Annotated in this window: 13 protein-coding genes and 3 pseudogenes; 8 read left to right on the forward strand and 8 right to left on the reverse strand. The window is 53.3% G+C overall.

Annotation, left to right across the window (positions count from 1 at the left end; all coding sequences use genetic code 11):
* Positions 1 to 128: 128 nt before the first annotated feature.
* The 3 genes and pseudogenes from AC07O1_RS06065 to AC07O1_RS06075 form a co-directional block, all read right to left on the reverse strand.
* Positions 129 to 233: pseudogene (locus AC07O1_RS06065) on the reverse strand (transposase domain-containing protein); the annotation flags it as partial.
* A complete protein-coding gene (locus tag AC07O1_RS06070; protein WP_495088215.1) occupies positions 209 to 499 on the reverse strand; it encodes a transposase in 291 nt (96 codons plus the stop codon). The gene AC07O1_RS06070 and the pseudogene AC07O1_RS06065, both read right to left, overlap by 25 nt.
* A 106-nt stretch (positions 500 to 605) precedes the next feature.
* The gene (locus AC07O1_RS06075; RefSeq protein WP_495012309.1) at positions 606 to 1,151 is read right to left on the reverse strand and encodes a MerR family transcriptional regulator; all 546 of its coding nucleotides are present in this window, start codon (positions 1,149 to 1,151) and stop codon (positions 606 to 608) included.
* Here AC07O1_RS06075 and AC07O1_RS06080 point away from each other — a divergent pair.
* Positions 1,128 to 1,688, forward strand: a complete 561-nt coding sequence (locus AC07O1_RS06080) for an RBBP9/YdeN family alpha/beta hydrolase (RefSeq protein ID WP_495088216.1) — start codon at positions 1,128 to 1,130, stop codon at positions 1,686 to 1,688. The genes AC07O1_RS06075 and AC07O1_RS06080 overlap by 24 nt on opposite strands.
* 144 nt (positions 1,689 to 1,832) lie before the next feature.
* On the opposite strand, the gene AC07O1_RS06085 is transcribed toward AC07O1_RS06080, so the two are convergent.
* From AC07O1_RS06085 to AC07O1_RS06100, 4 genes and pseudogenes are all read right to left on the reverse strand, one after another.
* Entirely contained in the window at positions 1,833 to 2,042 is a 210-nt protein-coding gene (locus AC07O1_RS06085) for an SDR family NAD(P)-dependent oxidoreductase (protein WP_495088217.1), read from the reverse strand.
* Positions 2,043 to 2,050: 8 nt separating this feature from the next.
* The gene (locus AC07O1_RS06090; RefSeq protein ID WP_495088218.1) at positions 2,051 to 2,872 is read right to left on the reverse strand and encodes a helix-turn-helix transcriptional regulator; all 822 of its coding nucleotides are present in this window, start codon (positions 2,870 to 2,872) and stop codon (positions 2,051 to 2,053) included.
* Between the two features lie 5 nt (positions 2,873 to 2,877).
* Positions 2,878 to 3,417, reverse strand: coding sequence for a kinase inhibitor (locus AC07O1_RS06095; RefSeq protein WP_494991633.1), 540 nt, complete (start codon positions 3,415 to 3,417; stop codon positions 2,878 to 2,880).
* Between the two features lie 202 nt (positions 3,418 to 3,619).
* Positions 3,620 to 3,889: pseudogene (locus AC07O1_RS06100) on the reverse strand (pyruvate kinase); the annotation flags it as partial.
* 622 nt (positions 3,890 to 4,511) lie between these two features.
* Between AC07O1_RS06100 and AC07O1_RS06105 the strand changes: the two are divergent.
* The 5 genes and pseudogenes from AC07O1_RS06105 to AC07O1_RS06125 form a co-directional block, all read left to right on the forward strand.
* Positions 4,512 to 5,921: an NAD(P)/FAD-dependent oxidoreductase gene (locus AC07O1_RS06105; RefSeq protein WP_495088219.1), complete on the forward strand. Its 1,410-nt coding sequence runs from the start codon at positions 4,512 to 4,514 to the stop codon at positions 5,919 to 5,921.
* The gene (locus AC07O1_RS06110) at positions 5,908 to 7,146 is read left to right on the forward strand and encodes an NAD(P)/FAD-dependent oxidoreductase (RefSeq protein ID WP_495088220.1); all 1,239 of its coding nucleotides are present in this window, start codon (positions 5,908 to 5,910) and stop codon (positions 7,144 to 7,146) included. Before AC07O1_RS06105 ends, AC07O1_RS06110 begins: the two co-directional genes overlap by 14 nt.
* A 27-nt stretch (positions 7,147 to 7,173) precedes the next feature.
* Positions 7,174 to 8,589, forward strand: a complete 1,416-nt coding sequence (locus AC07O1_RS06115; RefSeq protein ID WP_495088221.1) for an FGGY family carbohydrate kinase — start codon at positions 7,174 to 7,176, stop codon at positions 8,587 to 8,589.
* A gap of 236 nt (positions 8,590 to 8,825) precedes the next feature.
* A complete protein-coding gene (locus AC07O1_RS06120) occupies positions 8,826 to 10,298 on the forward strand; it encodes an amino acid permease (protein WP_495088222.1) in 1,473 nt (490 codons plus the stop codon).
* A gap of 448 nt (positions 10,299 to 10,746) precedes the next feature.
* Positions 10,747 to 11,073 (forward strand): annotated as a pseudogene (locus tag AC07O1_RS06125) (methyl-accepting chemotaxis protein); the annotation flags it as partial.
* A 219-nt stretch (positions 11,074 to 11,292) separates the two neighbouring features.
* Here the strand turns inward: AC07O1_RS06125 and AC07O1_RS06130 are convergent.
* The gene (locus tag AC07O1_RS06130; RefSeq protein ID WP_495088223.1) at positions 11,293 to 12,072 is read right to left on the reverse strand and encodes a DeoR/GlpR family DNA-binding transcription regulator; all 780 of its coding nucleotides are present in this window, start codon (positions 12,070 to 12,072) and stop codon (positions 11,293 to 11,295) included.
* Between the two features lie 490 nt (positions 12,073 to 12,562).
* Between AC07O1_RS06130 and eutH the strand changes: the two genes are divergently transcribed.
* Both eutH and AC07O1_RS06140 read left to right on the forward strand, forming a co-directional pair.
* Positions 12,563 to 13,810, forward strand: a complete 1,248-nt coding sequence (gene eutH / locus AC07O1_RS06135) for an ethanolamine utilization protein EutH (RefSeq protein WP_495088224.1) — start codon at positions 12,563 to 12,565, stop codon at positions 13,808 to 13,810.
* A 57-nt stretch (positions 13,811 to 13,867) separates the two neighbouring features.
* A complete protein-coding gene (locus tag AC07O1_RS06140) occupies positions 13,868 to 14,224 on the forward strand; it encodes a DUF1937 family protein (protein WP_256453159.1) in 357 nt (118 codons plus the stop codon).
* Positions 14,225 to 14,280: the final 56 nt, after the last annotated feature.

Genomic DNA, 14,280 nt, shown 5'->3' on the forward strand with positions numbered 1-14,280 from the left:
CATCGTTGTCGTCACTTCCAGTGTAAGTGTTCTCAGATCACCTATTGCTAGGTTCCGGGCTGCGAACTGACGTTATATGGTAAAACCGTTTCGAAAAAACGTATCGTCCGCCCTCACACCTTGCGTGACTAAACGGGCGTCCACCTATGCGGCAGTAACTCCGTAATTTCACTCGCCCGCTGCGTCGGCAGGCGCGTGAGGACGTCCTTCAGGTAAGCATATGGATCATGCCCGTAATGCCACGCGGCTGCCGGATTTCAACGCAGATATTCGGTGATGCAGCTTGCGAATTTGCTCCGGCTAGCTTCATGGGTAACGGAATAAAAGCAGGTTGCAGCTCCGTGCTTTTTTGCGTTTGCAGCCGAATCCATTTGTGGACAAGGTTCGCATTGAGGCTATGGCTCAGCGCGACGCTGGCAATCGAGGCACCGGGCTGATCGTACTCTTGAATGACCTGGACTTTGAAGGATTTGGAGTAGGAACGGCGTTGTGGCTGCATGAAATACCCGCTTAAAAGGCTAGAACTGGTGCCCACTTAAATTTAAGTGCACACCATGTCTTGGCTTTGCAGGGTTGGGTAGATGACTTGGGCGGACGGATACAAACTAACTCTCTACCTGGCCAACGAAAGCAGCAAGAACACGTCGGCTTTGCATCAGGGCTTCGAGCCTCTCTTCCAACCTTTCCAGTTCGTCACGCAAAGCAGAGCGCACTGCGGCGCATGGATGAAAACGAGGTGTATCGTCAATCATGCAAGGCAGCACCATACGAATGGTTTCCAGCCTGAGCCCTGCGCGGTTTAGCTGGCATATGGCGTGCGCTGTTCTTAAATCCTGATCGCTGTAGGACCGATACCCGGTGGTTGATCGTTGCGGGCAGAGCAGCGCTTGTTCTTCGTAATAGCGCAGCATTCGCTCGCTGGCCCCGGTCAGCCGAGACACCTCGCTAATTCGCATCGCGTTTTCCTTGACCTTCACAGTGCTGTCAGGGTTCAGACTGATGTCTTGTTTCCTGAAAAGAGTTGGTATTCCCAAATGATCAGTTTCCTGAAAGCTGCTTCGCTGACTTGCATTGTCGCCGTGTTTTGCATCTATGGTCTGCCGGCTACTGCCTCCAGCAAGCCCCTCATGCCAATTGTCTACATCCTTCATGGCTACGCAGCCTCCGCAGACGATCACTGGTTTGCGTGGCTTCAGAACAGCCTGGCCGAACGAGGTATCGAGGCACATATACTGTCTTTACCTGACTCGAGCCATCCGTCATCGAAAGCTTGGGCAGACTATCTCGACCAGACGATTACCCGCCAGGATCGTGAGACATTTTTTGTCGCGCACAGCCTTGGCTGTATCGCGCTACTCAGGTACTTACAGCGTCAGCCGGCGGGAACCCGGATCGGTGGGATGCTATTGGTGTCGGGCTTTTCCGCAAAGCTTCCCTCCCTCCCGCAACTTGATGACTTTGTCAGTCCCCCTGTGGATTACAACGCAATCATACAAAAAGTCGACAATCGTCGCGTGATCGCAGCCCAGGATGATCCGATAGTTCCTTACGCGTTAAGTGCCTCACTCGCCATACAGCTGAAGTCGCCTTTAATGTCAGTGGAGCATGGCGGTCATTTTCTGGCGTCTGATGGATTCGTGCGAATGCCGCAAGTGCTGGTGGGGCTGCTGCCGATGATCGAGCACTAGAGTTTGCACAATAAAATCCGGCGTCCGGAGAGCCTTGAGGATTACGTCACTGAAACCGACCCAGTGCGCGTTGTTTGTCTATGAACTCTGAACTGCATCCAGTCGAGCTGTAAGCAAGAGCGAGAGGTCCAGCTCAACGTCGAACTAATGTGGCTGACCGGGTGGAACGATCTCGACGGCCTGAAGGCTGATGCCCTTGAGTCGTTGACGCAACAATTGCGCGCAGGAATAAAGCGCGGCTTTCGTCGCGCAGTAGCTGGTGATGACGGTCTTGGGTACGAACCCCGCAGTGGAGGTGACGTTCGGGATCGCGCCACGGGGTTGTTTCAACAGGAAGGTATGGGGATACCTCACAGGAATGCTTAAATTGCCGCCCGCAATTCCCGTGGCGACAGACCATAGTGCGAGCGAAAGCGCACTGCAAAACGTGAGGCCGAGGCGTAACCGCAGGCAGCGGCGATTTCACCGATGGGGCGAGACGTGGTTTGCAACCATTGCAACGCCATGGCTAGTCGGACGTTTTCCAGAATGTTCCTGAAGCTGTCACCTTCATTGGCCAGTTGGCGACGCAAAGTCGATTCACCAAGGTTTAGCTGTTGTGCGACGCTTGCAACAGTCCATTCCCTGGCAGGGTTGCCCATTACAAGCTGCTGCACACGTTCGCAAAGTGGATCGTTGCGATTCATCAGCAGCGGCCCGGCCAGGCCGGAAAGGCCCAAGCTCAGAAGGACAGCCTCCCCATAGAGTGTGCGTAATGCGTCTGGGGCATTCGCACTGATGGAGGCCAATAACTGATCCCATGCCTGTGTTGTATGTCTATCCAGAAGGACACATAGGTCCGTCTTCAAGGCTCGACTACGATGACTCATGATCTGCTGGCCATATCGAGCGCTGAAGTTACGCAGTGTCGAGCTGGGAAAGGTCACTGCATCGGCGATGTAGTGTCCGTAAAGGCTGGGCAGGTTGGAAATTCCCAGTTCGCACCCTGCCGGCATCAGCAATAGATGTTGTGGTCCTGCACGCATCTCCCGCTCGTCCCACTGCAACAGCTTTTCTCCCTGCCGCACTCGACACAAGGTGGTAACGAATATCGGCACCCTTTGTAAGGTATGGGGCTGCCGAGCCCGGATTACGCAACCCTCGATGAAGTTTTCTCGGTGCTGGATGCTGGCAGGAGGGTGCATCGTTCCTAACGTCCGTAAGTGGAAGTGATTGTGGCTTTGGCCAGGGTATTGGCATTAAGCATGTAGCCAACCAAGGCGCCGCTGGCCTGCTCGTCGAGTGGTAGCTTATCTACTTTCAATGCCCATACGGTGAATTGATAGCGATGGGGCTTATCCCCGACTGGTGGGCAAGCTCCACCAAATCCCGACTGACCATAATCGGTCCGCCCTTGTACTGCACCAATAGGCAGGTTCGACCCCACTCCTCTTGGCAAGCTGCTGGTTGAAGCAGGTATGTTGACCACAGTCCAATGCCACCAGCCGCTGCCGGTCGGCGCATCAGGATCGTAGACCGTGATCGCGTAGCTTTTAGTCCCGGCAGGGGCGTTACTCCAGGAAAGCTCAGGAGAGGTATTCCCCCCCTCGCAACCGAAGCCTTGGAATACTTCAAGATTGGTCAGCGGTCGGTTTTCAGCAATATCCCGGCTGGTCAGCGAGAAATCGGCAGCGTATCCACTGAGTGCTACTGCCATAGATAGGGCCGGCAGGATTAATCTGATTTTCATTGCGATCTCATCTGCATCTTAGAGTGAAACCCGAGTCTAGGTAGATCAAAGGGTGGTTACTGTGCCGAAATGCTCGATAGCTGTGCCGAAACGCTCGATTAGTTTGTACTGGGAAACATCATTCGCCGGTTGCAGCGTGAAGCCAAACTCAGCCGCCCTTTGCTCTTAACCGTCAGTACCCGCAATTCAATGCATCCAGAACGAATTGCTCGCCTTTGGTGATGTTCACTTTTCCTTCAGCGAAGCGGGCAATGCGAATCTTTGGGCCTTGCAGGTCGGCTAATACGGCAACGAATCAACCATGTTTGGCAGCTATCTTTCTGACGAACTCGGCTCTGGCGAAATGATCCTCGGCTGAACCATGGGAAAAGTTGAGGCGCACAACGTCGACGCCCGCTTCTACAAGGCCTTCGATCGCTTCAGGGGTATTGGTTGCAGGGCCGAGAGTGTCTGCGTTGCATGGCAATGACATCTCTAAAGAAGGGAAAGCCCGGGCGGGCAAGAGCTCCTTCCAGATCGCACCATCTATGCCTATGTAATTTCTACATGTGGTTTTATGCGGTTAATAATGCTTTATCAGTCACATTTGTTTGGTTTTTGTGACCGAATGTAGGCCAGTTAAGGCCTAAAGGCTGTGAGTTTTATTTTTGAAACGGCCGTTAGCAGCCCCAACTCGATAGCCTGGAAGCCACGTAAATAGGGTGTTTTTCCACAAAAGTGTGCAAAGGTAACCACCGGGCGCTCCATTGTGTAGCCTCGTATCACTTTCCACTGATATTGACTAATTCCACAAAATATTACTTGGATCGGTATTTTGACGGAATGCTGCGGAATGCTGCGGATGGCGTGGATTTGGTCAGCCGATCACTGCGGTTCTCGAATCTCCCCTTTTTAGCCTAATGCATCAATAAACATTGGTTGATTACTCAGCCTTGATACTCATTTTTTTCGCTCATCGTTTTGATGATCCGGAAATTTACGAGTGATAGGAGGAGTGCAATCGGTCATTCCAACCGGAAATCGGTCAGTGGCATATGCAATGCACCCTTATCCGGTCATTAAAGATGCTGTTACTTCACCAGATAGGCTTGATCATGACGAAACCATTCCCGAATCAGACCGATGCCTACGACGTTGTAGTCATTGGCGGCGGTGTTGTGGGATGCGCGATGGTACGGCGATTCACTCTGGAAGGGGCTCGCGTGCTCCTTTTGGAAAAAAGCCCCGATATCCTTTCAGGCGCGAGTAAAGGGAACAGCGCCATTTTGCATACGGGCTTCGATGCGCCGCGAGGCAGTCTTGAGCTCCAGTGCATGAAGGATGGCTACCGCGAGTACCTGGACATTCACGAAAACATGTCGCTACCCGTGCTTAAGACAGGTGCGATGGTCGTTGCCTGGAATGAGGATGATCTTCAAAAGCTGGAAGGTATTGTCCAGCAAGCGCATGACAACGGCGTCGCGGACGTCAAATTGATAGATCGTAGTCGCGTACGTGCCCTGGAACCGAACTTGGCACTCAATGCTCTGGGGGCGGCAGAAGTCCCTGGCGAGTATTTGATTGATCCGTGGTCGGCTCCGTTGGGGTATCTGCTCCAGGCACTGATGCATGGCGCTCAAGTGAAATTCAACACCGAAGTTAACAGCGGGAAGTTAGATGGTGAGACCTGGTCGCTTGATACCACAAACGGTGTGGTTCGAGGCAAGACGATCATCAATTGCGCCGGCTTGTTCGGTGACTTACTAGAGCAAAAGCTGCTCGGCGAATCGAGCTTCTCCATCCATCCTCGTAAAGGCCAATTTGTTGTGTTCGATAAGGCAGCCTCGCGCTACCTGACAAATATCGTGCTGCCTGTGCCCAACGAGCGCACTAAAGGCATCGTCCTGACCAAGACGGTCTACGGCAATCTCCTCGTGGGGCCTACGGCTGAGGAGCAGGAAGATCGCATTCATGCCGGCCTCAATAGTGAAATTCTGAGCCAGTTGGTGGACGCCGCCGTTGAGCGTATCCCCGCGCTTGAGGGAATGCCGGTGACTGCAACCTATGCAGCACTGCGACCTGCAAGTGATAAGAAAGAATATCGAGTACGCAGGGTTGAGGGTAAGAACTGGATCACCGTCGGTGGCATTCGCTCCACCGGCCTGACGGCTGCGCTTGGTATCGCAAAGCACGTTTTCAGCATTTACGAAGGTCGTCATCTGCCGATCGCAGCGACCAGCCTTCAATGGCCTTCACTACCCAATTTGGCTGAACACCTGCCTCGGGATTATCAGCGGCCAGGCTATGGGGAAATTATTTGCCACTGTGAAATGGTTACGCTCAGAGAAATTGAGAATGCATTGTCCAGTGCGCTCCCGCCAGGTGACTTGGGCGGGTTGAAGCGACGGACACGTGCCTGCATGGGGCGTTGCCAAGGTTTTTATTGTGGGGCGCGGGTGGCCCAGTTAAGCGCCGGCCATCTCGCCATTCCCCTTGCTACAGGTGTTTGTCATGAGTCCCATTGAAATCGAAAACGTTGATGTCGCCATTATCGGTGGCGGGCCTTCTGGTCTTTCGGCTGCGATAGAGCTGCGTAAGCTTGGCGTAGATAAAGTCGTAGTGATTGAGCGTGAACCAGAAGCTGGCGGCATACCTCGCCACTGTGGGCATCCTCCTTTTGGATTCTGGGAATACGGGAGGATCTACAGTGGCCCCGACTATGCCAAGCGTAACGTCGAGGAAGCGCTAAAGGCCGGTGTAGACATCCGGATGAAGCACTCAGTTACACGGCTTGGGGAAAGTGGCCATTTAGAGATTGTGAGCCCTGAGAGGGCACTCATCATCCAGGCAAAGAGGGTGCTTATAGCGACAGGTGCAAGGGAGACACCGCGCTCGGCTCGTCTTGTGGGTGGGGATCGCCCGCTCGGTGTTATCAATACCGGGGCCTTTCAGTCCTATCTCTACTTGGAACACCTCAAACCCTTCGATCGACCTTTGATCGTGGGTACCGAGCTCGTCAGTCTCTCTTCGATCATGAGCTGCCGTCGTGCGGGGATCAAACCTGTGGCGATGATCGAGACAAACAACCGCGCTACTGCACGTTGGCCTTTGTCGCTTTTCCCAAGGATTTGCGGCGTTCCCATGCATTTCGGCGCGCAGCTACACGAAATACACGGCACCGGTCGAGTTGAAGGAGCGAGTGTTCGTCTGGTCGATGGAAGCATCAAGGAATTCGATTGTGACGGTGTGTTGCTGACAGGGCGGTTCATCCCCGAATCCAGTCTTGTGCGATTGAGTGACTTAACGCTCGACCTGAAAAGCGGTGGGCCGGAAATTGATCAGTACGGGCGCTGTTCCGACCCAGTTTACTTCGCCGCAGGAAATCTATTGCGTCCCGTTGAAACCGCAGGTTGGTCGTTCCGCGAGGGTCGCAAAATAGCCACCATGATCGCCCGTGATCTACGTGGGCAACTTCCTGCTGCAGACCGGACGGTAGAGATTATCTGCAAGGGTGAATTGAAGCTCTGCGTACCACAACGACTCAGTCTCTCCTCTGTAGAGGGAATGAAGCATCTTCAAATGCGGGTTAGCAGGGCAGCGAGAGGGCGTTTGGTCGTTCGAGCAGATGGTAAAGAACTTTGGTCACGCCCAAGTTCCTCCCTCCCAGAGCGGCGAATTCTGATACCGATCGCAAGTTTGAACGTGCCAAAGGGCGCACAGCAACTCGAAGTCGACTTTGTCGGCCAATAACAAGAAACCTGCCGAGGAGACTTAAAAATGCGCATTGCCGCTATCGATCAAGGCACCACCAGCACTCGTGTACTGGTAGTAACCCAGGATGGTTCTGCCGACATTCAGCACTCACTTCGTCATCAGCAGCATCATCCCCATCCAGGTTGGGTGGAGCATGATCCGCTTGAGCTGCTAAACAACCTCCAGCGCTGCCTGGAATCCACTGGTCGTGTGGACGCTATCGGCATCGCCAACCAAGGTGAGAGCTGCCTGGCGTGGGATGCCAAAACGGGAGAGCCGTTATCTCCGGTCATTGTTTGGCAGGACAACCGAACCTCCGCAGAGATTGCCAAGCTACGCAGTAATGGGGGCGAGACATTGACCCTTGAGCGAGCCGGACTTCCGCTTGATCCCTATTTTTCTGCGAGCAAACTCGCCTGGATAGTGCAAAACCTGCCCGCCGCGCAGAGTGCTCTGAGAGCCGGGAGACTGCGTCTGGGTACCACCGATGCGTATTTCCTGGATCGCCTCGCGGGTGTCTTTGCCACGGATGTAACGACGGCCTCGCGAACTTCCCTTATGAATCTTTCGACTGGGCAGTGGGACAGTGAGCTTTGTGAGTTATTTGGCGTACCGATCGAGACGCTGCCGGAGATTCGAGACACCGTCGGGCACTTTGGTGAGATTGGCGTAACGCCAGTAACGGCGTCCATTGTCGATCAGCAGGCTTCCCTCTATGGTCACGGTTGCCGTGCAGAAGGTGATGCGAAGATTACGTTTGGTACAGGTGCATTTGCTCTGACCTTGACCGGGGAGCAAATTATACGGGCTCCGGAAAAGGGGCTTTTGGCGACCATTGCCTGGCAAATCGCTGGCAAGCCAACCTATGCCATGGATGGCGGGGTCTACGATGCGAGCGCTGCTGTTGAATGGGCTGGGCGGCTCGGATTGTTCTCTGATTTTTCGGAACTGGCAGGTTTTGACGAGCCGCCGGCTATCTCCCGTCAGCTCGCATTTGTGCCAGCGTTGTCCGGACTGGGTTGCCCTCACTGGGATCGAAGCGCCACCGCTCTTTGGATTGGGATGAATGGCGGCACCACTCGCCAGGATCTGTGTCAGGCATTGTTGGAAGGCGTTGCGCTTCGCAGCGTTGAAGTCATCACCGCCATGGATGGTTTCCTGAGTGTGACTGATCGTTTATCCATCGATGGCGGACTGGCGCGCAGCCCCTATTTTGCTCAGTTTCTCGCAGATGCTCTTCAACGGTGCATTGTCACCCAACGATTTGATGAATTGACCTCTTTTGGTTGTGCCGCGCTCGCCGCCAAAGGAATAGGTATCGAATTAAAACCCCCACGTAATACCAGTACAAAGTTCAGACCGAAAGTTAGTTCCGAAGAAGCGATGCAATGGAGAACCACTTTCTCCGATACGGTGAAGCGTTGCAGAGACTGGCGTTAACTGAGTTAAAAGTTTGACGGCTGACTACGGAGCGGGGGAGCGATTGTCTTTTCGCAAAGCATCAGCTGGAAGTCGGCCATCTGTCTGACCGTTTCGGGAATGCCAAAGGCGCAATCCAACAACGAAAAAGCAGTCTGGCATTAGAAGTGCGTTAAATATATCAACTCCATCCCTTTGCCTCTTAACAGAGGTTTAGAACAGGGTTTGTTCATAGTGCATGCTCCAGGAGACATACAATGTCTAATAATAAAGTCGGCGCCCAGTCAGATGGCTTAAGCGCGAAAGTGGGCGAAGATGGATATCAAGCCCAATTTGAAAGGACTCTGGGTAAGTTTGAGTCGTTTGCGGTTGCTTTTTCGTTCATCTCGATTACAACAGGTCTGTTTGCCACCTATGGGAGTATGTTGATCTCGAGTGGGCCAGTGGGTATTTGGACTTGGCCGATTGTTACTTTTGGAACACTTCTGGTAGCACTTGTGTTCGGCCTGCTTGCCAGCAAAATTCCATTGTCAGGATTTAGTTATCAATGGGCGAGTCGGTTGGTCAATCCTGTTCTTGGTTGGTGGTTTGGATGGGCAAGCTTTGCCTTTCTCGCTATCGTCGCTGTGGCGGTGGACTACAGCCTTGCACAGGTGGCGCTGTTTCCACTCTTGGGATGGGAGTACACAGCGGCCACTGGAGCTTCAACTACGGTAGCGGTGCTTGTGATACAGATGCTTTTGATCATCTGGTCTACACCCATCCTCACAAAAATCAACAACATGGCGGTCGGTGCAGAGGTTGTTGCGGTCTTTGGACTGATTGTCGCGATCGGTGCTGCGGTATTGTTCTCCGGGAAAGGCAATGTGTCCAATCTCGTTTCGACCGGGATCATCCACAGTGATAACTACTATGGTTGGCTGGGCCCGTTCATGTTGTCTGGCTTGCTTGGCGCGTTCACGTTGGTGGGTTGGGAGTCGGCAGCGAACCTCGCTGAGGAAACACATAACCCCAAGCAAGTAGTGCCTCGCGCCATGGTGAATGCCATCTTGGTGAGTGGAGTGCTGGGCCTCCTGTTCCTGATCGTCATCAGCCTTGGGCTGGGTGACAATGTCGATGAGCTAACCAAGAGTTCCGCTCCGGTTGCGGATGTGATTCGGATGTTGCTAGGGGAGGTCTTCAGTAAAATCGTGCTGGTCGTAGTATGTATCGCGATTTTCGCCTGTGGCTTGGTGATTATGACCAGCAACAGCCGCCTAATTCACGCAATGGCACGCGACGGGCGTCTTCCTTTCTCTGAGAAACTTAGTGTCGTTCCTCGTCCTACTGGGGGGCCATTATGGGCAACGGTCGTAGCCGGAGTTGTTTCAATCGGCATCGTGCTTAGCTTTTACACCAGTCCTGACGCCCTGACCCAATTGCTAGGTGCAGCGACATTGTTTCCTGCACTGCTCTATAGCGGCACCGTTCTGCTCTATATCTTCACTCGGCATAAGCACATCCACCACCCTGATGATTTCAGCTTGGGTAAGTGGGAGTGGCCGGTAGTAGTTGGTGCATGTGTTTGGCTGTTCGTAGAAATGTGCGTGTTCATTATCCCAGCTGACTTTCGGGTTGCTCAGATGTATGTTCTCGCATCGATGGGCGCGGGCCTTGTCGTATTTCTCTCTGTGTGGATTACTCGTCGAAAGCAACTTGAACGGATGCCTGCCCTGGGCTCCTACCTTTAATACCAGAAGTCAGGTATTGCCTGCGGCCCTCCGGGTCGCAGGTTTTTTTGCGTCTAGGAGCGTGCGGAGCATTCTCGTGCCGAAGACAATAATTGCCCGATTTACATGTGTTCTCGTATTTATTTTGCTGTTTATTGCGTCGTTTATTTACGGCGTGATCGTTCTACGTGGCGAACCCAAGCTGATTGAGGCCCAGACACAGGCGGCTGAGCAGTCAGCAATGGCTATGCTCGCCACGGCCGTTACGGAGATGGCTTCCAGTGCGCAGGAAATGGCGAGGAATACTGGAGACTGCTCAGAAACAATAGCGTTGTCGCTGGCCAGTGCTCGGGCCAGTCAAGGTTATGTTGAGGAGAACGGCCAAACTACTGCGTTTCTGACGGGAGATATTTCAGCAGTGGCCGAGGCCGTCACTCAATTGGACGCTGACAATGAGAGCGTGAGTGAGGTTCTGGATGTCATCAAGTCTATTTCCTCACAGACCAACCTTCTTGCACTCAATGCCGCGATCGAAGCTGCGCGTGCTGGCGAGCAAGGCAAAGGTTTCGCTGTAGTAGCGGATGAAGTCCGAACTCTGGCGGGACGTACCCAGGCTTCTGCAGACCAGATTCAACAAATGATTGGGGATCTGAGATTGGCTTCTGAGACAGCGGTCAGCACGATGGTTGCGAGCGAAACCCGCACTCGTGTGGTGGCGCAGCAAGCGGATGCACTCCAAGAGTCATTGGAGGGCACAGTCGCTGGCTTCGACGATATTGTGCAAAGAGCGCGATAGATTGCAGTGTCCGCCGAAGAGCAAAGCTACGTCACACAGGAGATCAACGAGCTGGCAGTTCGGATCCACGCAGCCAGTGAGGAGGGGGCCCGCGATGCGGCGTCATTAAGCACCTTGAGCCAGGGAATGCAGGACTTGTCTCGCAGGCTGGGATCGCTCAGCAATCGTGCCGGATGATTCTCAGAGGGGAGCATAGACGGCTCAACCCTCTATTGCTCATTACCAATCTGATTTGTTCAGCGCAGGAGCCTCAAGCACCTCAACTTGGGCTTGCGCTAATGCTTTGGCAAGCTCACCCATAGGTTTGCGATCGATGATCAGTCGATCGATACGTTCTAGTGGAAACACCTGAAACAAAGCGCGCTTGCCCATCTTGGAGGAGTCTGCAATCACGGTTAAGTAGCGCGTGCGCGCAATCATCGCTCGGGTGATTTCAGCTTCCTCTATCGAAAAGTCGAAAGCGCCATCTGAGCTCAGCGCACCAATCGTCACCACGGCATGTTCCGCGTTAAATCTCGCGATCTGCTCCATGGCCAATGCACCGATATTTTGCTCCGATTCGGGCCGGTATTCCCCACCGATCATGAACACCCGATTACCGCTTGCGCCGATGCTGGCAGCGATGAGCAATGAGTTCGTAATCACGGTGATGCGGTTGAGTTTGGCCAACTCCCTGGCGAAAAATAAGGTCGTAGTGCCTGTATCGATGAGGACGCTATCGCCTGGCGCATAGAGTCCAGCTGCGAACTTGGCGACCGCTCGTTTTTCTTGAGAGAACTCGTTCATTCGCGTTTGAAAGGCGTTTTCGTGCTCTCCGCTGGGCGGAAGCGATGCCCCTCCATGGAATTTAGTGACTTGGCCATCCTCGGACAGGGCGGTCAAATCCCTTCGAATCGTCTCCTGCGACGTGCTGAGGGTTCGCGCCAATTCGTCGACCGAGATCCGCTCCCGTTGGCGAAGGAGTTCGAGGATATGTTGCCGTCTTTCGTTGGGGCGCATGTTCAATCCTCTCAATGCTACGCGAATGCTCTTTAGCCGCGCATTGCTGTTACCGAGGCACACAAATGATGCCGGGGTAACGACGTCAGTAAAGATCTACTCGCAACGAGAGACTTCTGAGTTTGGCATTCACTTTCTCCTTCACTCATGGCCGACCCGTTGCTTTCAAAGAGGTAGCTAAAGAGTACGCAATAAAATTGACCGATTCTAGTGGGTTTAACAAACATAACCACATAAAAACAACAAATGGCATGCGAAGTGGTTAGTAATACTGCGAAAAACAGATAGATGGACGCTGATCTTCAGCACTGCGGCGATATCTCTTAGCAGAATCGGGCATTCGAACATTGATGCGCACCTGAGACTCCCTACGGACTCTCAGGAACGATCCAGTAATGAATTTATGAGCCTTCGTGCTCTTCCGGCGGTGCTCCCAACTCTGGCTGCACCCATACAAGCAATTGATTCAGTACACGTGTAGGGAAAGGCAATGGCGGAATTCGGAAACTACGTAATTTATCTGATCATGATAGGCGCCGTTGTTGGTGCATTCGCCTCGGTGATCAAGCCAGAGAGTGGCCTTGGTAAAGAGTTCGTGAATGGCATTCACTCGATAGGGCCAGTGTTTCTTGCGCAGGCAGGGATCATGGTCGCGATCCCATACCTCTCGAAATTCATCGAAGTAGCTCTAGGGCCATATTTCGGAGCGATGGGATCCGACGTCTCGATCTCGGCACTGTCCATCATTGCAGTGGACATGGGCGGGTATCAGCTGGCTGATGCGCTTGCGGCAAACCGTGACATGTGGATTACAGCGATGATCGTTGGCTATACATCCGGCGCCACTATCGTTTACCTCATTCCCGTCGGCCTGATGATGCTTGAACGTAAAGACCACAAGTATTTGGCTTTAGGTGCAATGGCTGGGCTGATCAGCATCCCGTTCGCAGTGCTTGCATCGCTGACGATGATCACGACATTCAATCTGCCGGTACGTGAGATGGTGTCTACGACTTCACCCGCGCTTCACTACCTGACACTCGACTTTGTCGGGTGCGTCAAATTGCTCGCTCCTCTATTTGTCTTCTGCTTCTTGCTGGCCGCTGGCTTGCGCTACAGAGCATCGTTCATGGTGGCCGGCTTTCTGGTATTCGGTAAGGTGATGGATGCCTTCATCAAGATCGTGTTAGCCCTGGCAATCGTCGAGCACTTCACCGGTTTCTTCATGAAGAACTTTGGTGTTTGGGGCTTCGACCCAATGTTCGCTGACCAGAAGGAGTTGTTCCGTGCAATCGAAATTGCTGGCTACATCGGCATCATGCTCGCGGGCACATTCCCGATCTGCTACCTGTTCCAGCGTTACGGAAAAAAACCAATGGAAGTCCTGGGTAAGCATCTCGGGCTTTCGGCAGATGGTGCAGCGGCGTTCGTTATGGTCTTCGCCAACATCATTGCTGTGTACCACCTCTTCAAGAAGATGAATGCCCGGGACAAAGTCCTGTGTGTTGCCTTGGGCGTCTGCGCCCAAGCAACCATTGGCGATCATTTGGCCTTCACCGCGAACTTCCAGCCGACCCTGATCATGCCAATCGTGCTCGCCAAGCTCTTTGGTGGCCTGCTCGCTGTTGCGATCGCAATCAAGATATCCGTACCTGCTGCCCAGCGTTTTGAGGCTGAGGAAAAGGAGCGAACTCAATTCGCAGATCACTTTGGTATCCCAGCAGTCCAGGCTACTTGAAATCGCACATCCATAGTCAGGAAGGGCAGTAGGCCCTTCCATTTTAACGAGGTAACAATGAGAAAGATCTTTCTAGCCTGCCCGTACAGCCACGCAGACGCGTCGGTTACCCACGATCGCTTCATTCAATGCAACAAAGTGGCGGCAACCATCATTGAGTCGGGCAGTGTAGTGTTTAGCCAAGTTTCAATGTCCCACCCCATCAACCTGGCATTTGAAGGCAAAGACAGCGCCGCCATCGGCAAACTGTGGGCTCCAGTGGACGCTGTGTTCATGGACATGATGGAAGAGCTGATCATTCTGGATCTACCAGGTTGGGATCTCAGCTCGGGTATTAAGCGCGAAATAGAGTTCTTCAAGAACCGGGGCCAAAAGGTAAGTCTTTGGTCTGAAGTAGTAAGCGAGTTCAACTGAACCATCTGAAAGGGGGGCCACGGGCCTCCTTTTTTATGCATCACTACCACGGATGA

The organism is Pseudomonas sp. GW821-FHT07G10 (assembly GCF_059418545.1).

Bases quoted from the DNA above. Each gene is read 5' to 3' on its own strand.
- AC07O1_RS06075 (WP_495012309.1), bottom strand. From the start codon at position 1,151: ATGAAGGATGTAGACAATTGGCATGAGGGGCTTGCTGGAGGCAGTAGC.
- AC07O1_RS06120 (WP_495088222.1), top strand. From the start codon at position 8,826: ATGTCTAATAATAAAGTCGGCGCCCAGTCAGATGGCTTAAGCGCGAAA.
- AC07O1_RS06110 (WP_495088220.1), top strand. From the start codon at position 5,908: ATGAGTCCCATTGAAATCGAAAACGTTGATGTCGCCATTATCGGTGGC.
- AC07O1_RS06070 (WP_495088215.1), bottom strand. From the start codon at position 499: ATGCAGCCACAACGCCGTTCCTACTCCAAATCCTTCAAAGTCCAGGTC.
- eutH (WP_495088224.1), top strand. From the start codon at position 12,563: ATGGCGGAATTCGGAAACTACGTAATTTATCTGATCATGATAGGCGCC.
- AC07O1_RS06090 (WP_495088218.1), bottom strand. From the start codon at position 2,872: ATGCACCCTCCTGCCAGCATCCAGCACCGAGAAAACTTCATCGAGGGT.
- AC07O1_RS06095 (WP_494991633.1), bottom strand. From the start codon at position 3,417: ATGAAAATCAGATTAATCCTGCCGGCCCTATCTATGGCAGTAGCACTC.
- AC07O1_RS06115 (WP_495088221.1), top strand. From the start codon at position 7,174: ATGCGCATTGCCGCTATCGATCAAGGCACCACCAGCACTCGTGTACTG.
- AC07O1_RS06105 (WP_495088219.1), top strand. From the start codon at position 4,512: ATGACGAAACCATTCCCGAATCAGACCGATGCCTACGACGTTGTAGTC.
- AC07O1_RS06140 (WP_256453159.1), top strand. From the start codon at position 13,868: ATGAGAAAGATCTTTCTAGCCTGCCCGTACAGCCACGCAGACGCGTCG.
- AC07O1_RS06130 (WP_495088223.1), bottom strand. From the start codon at position 12,072: ATGCGCCCCAACGAAAGACGGCAACATATCCTCGAACTCCTTCGCCAA.
- AC07O1_RS06080 (WP_495088216.1), top strand. From the start codon at position 1,128: ATGCCAATTGTCTACATCCTTCATGGCTACGCAGCCTCCGCAGACGAT.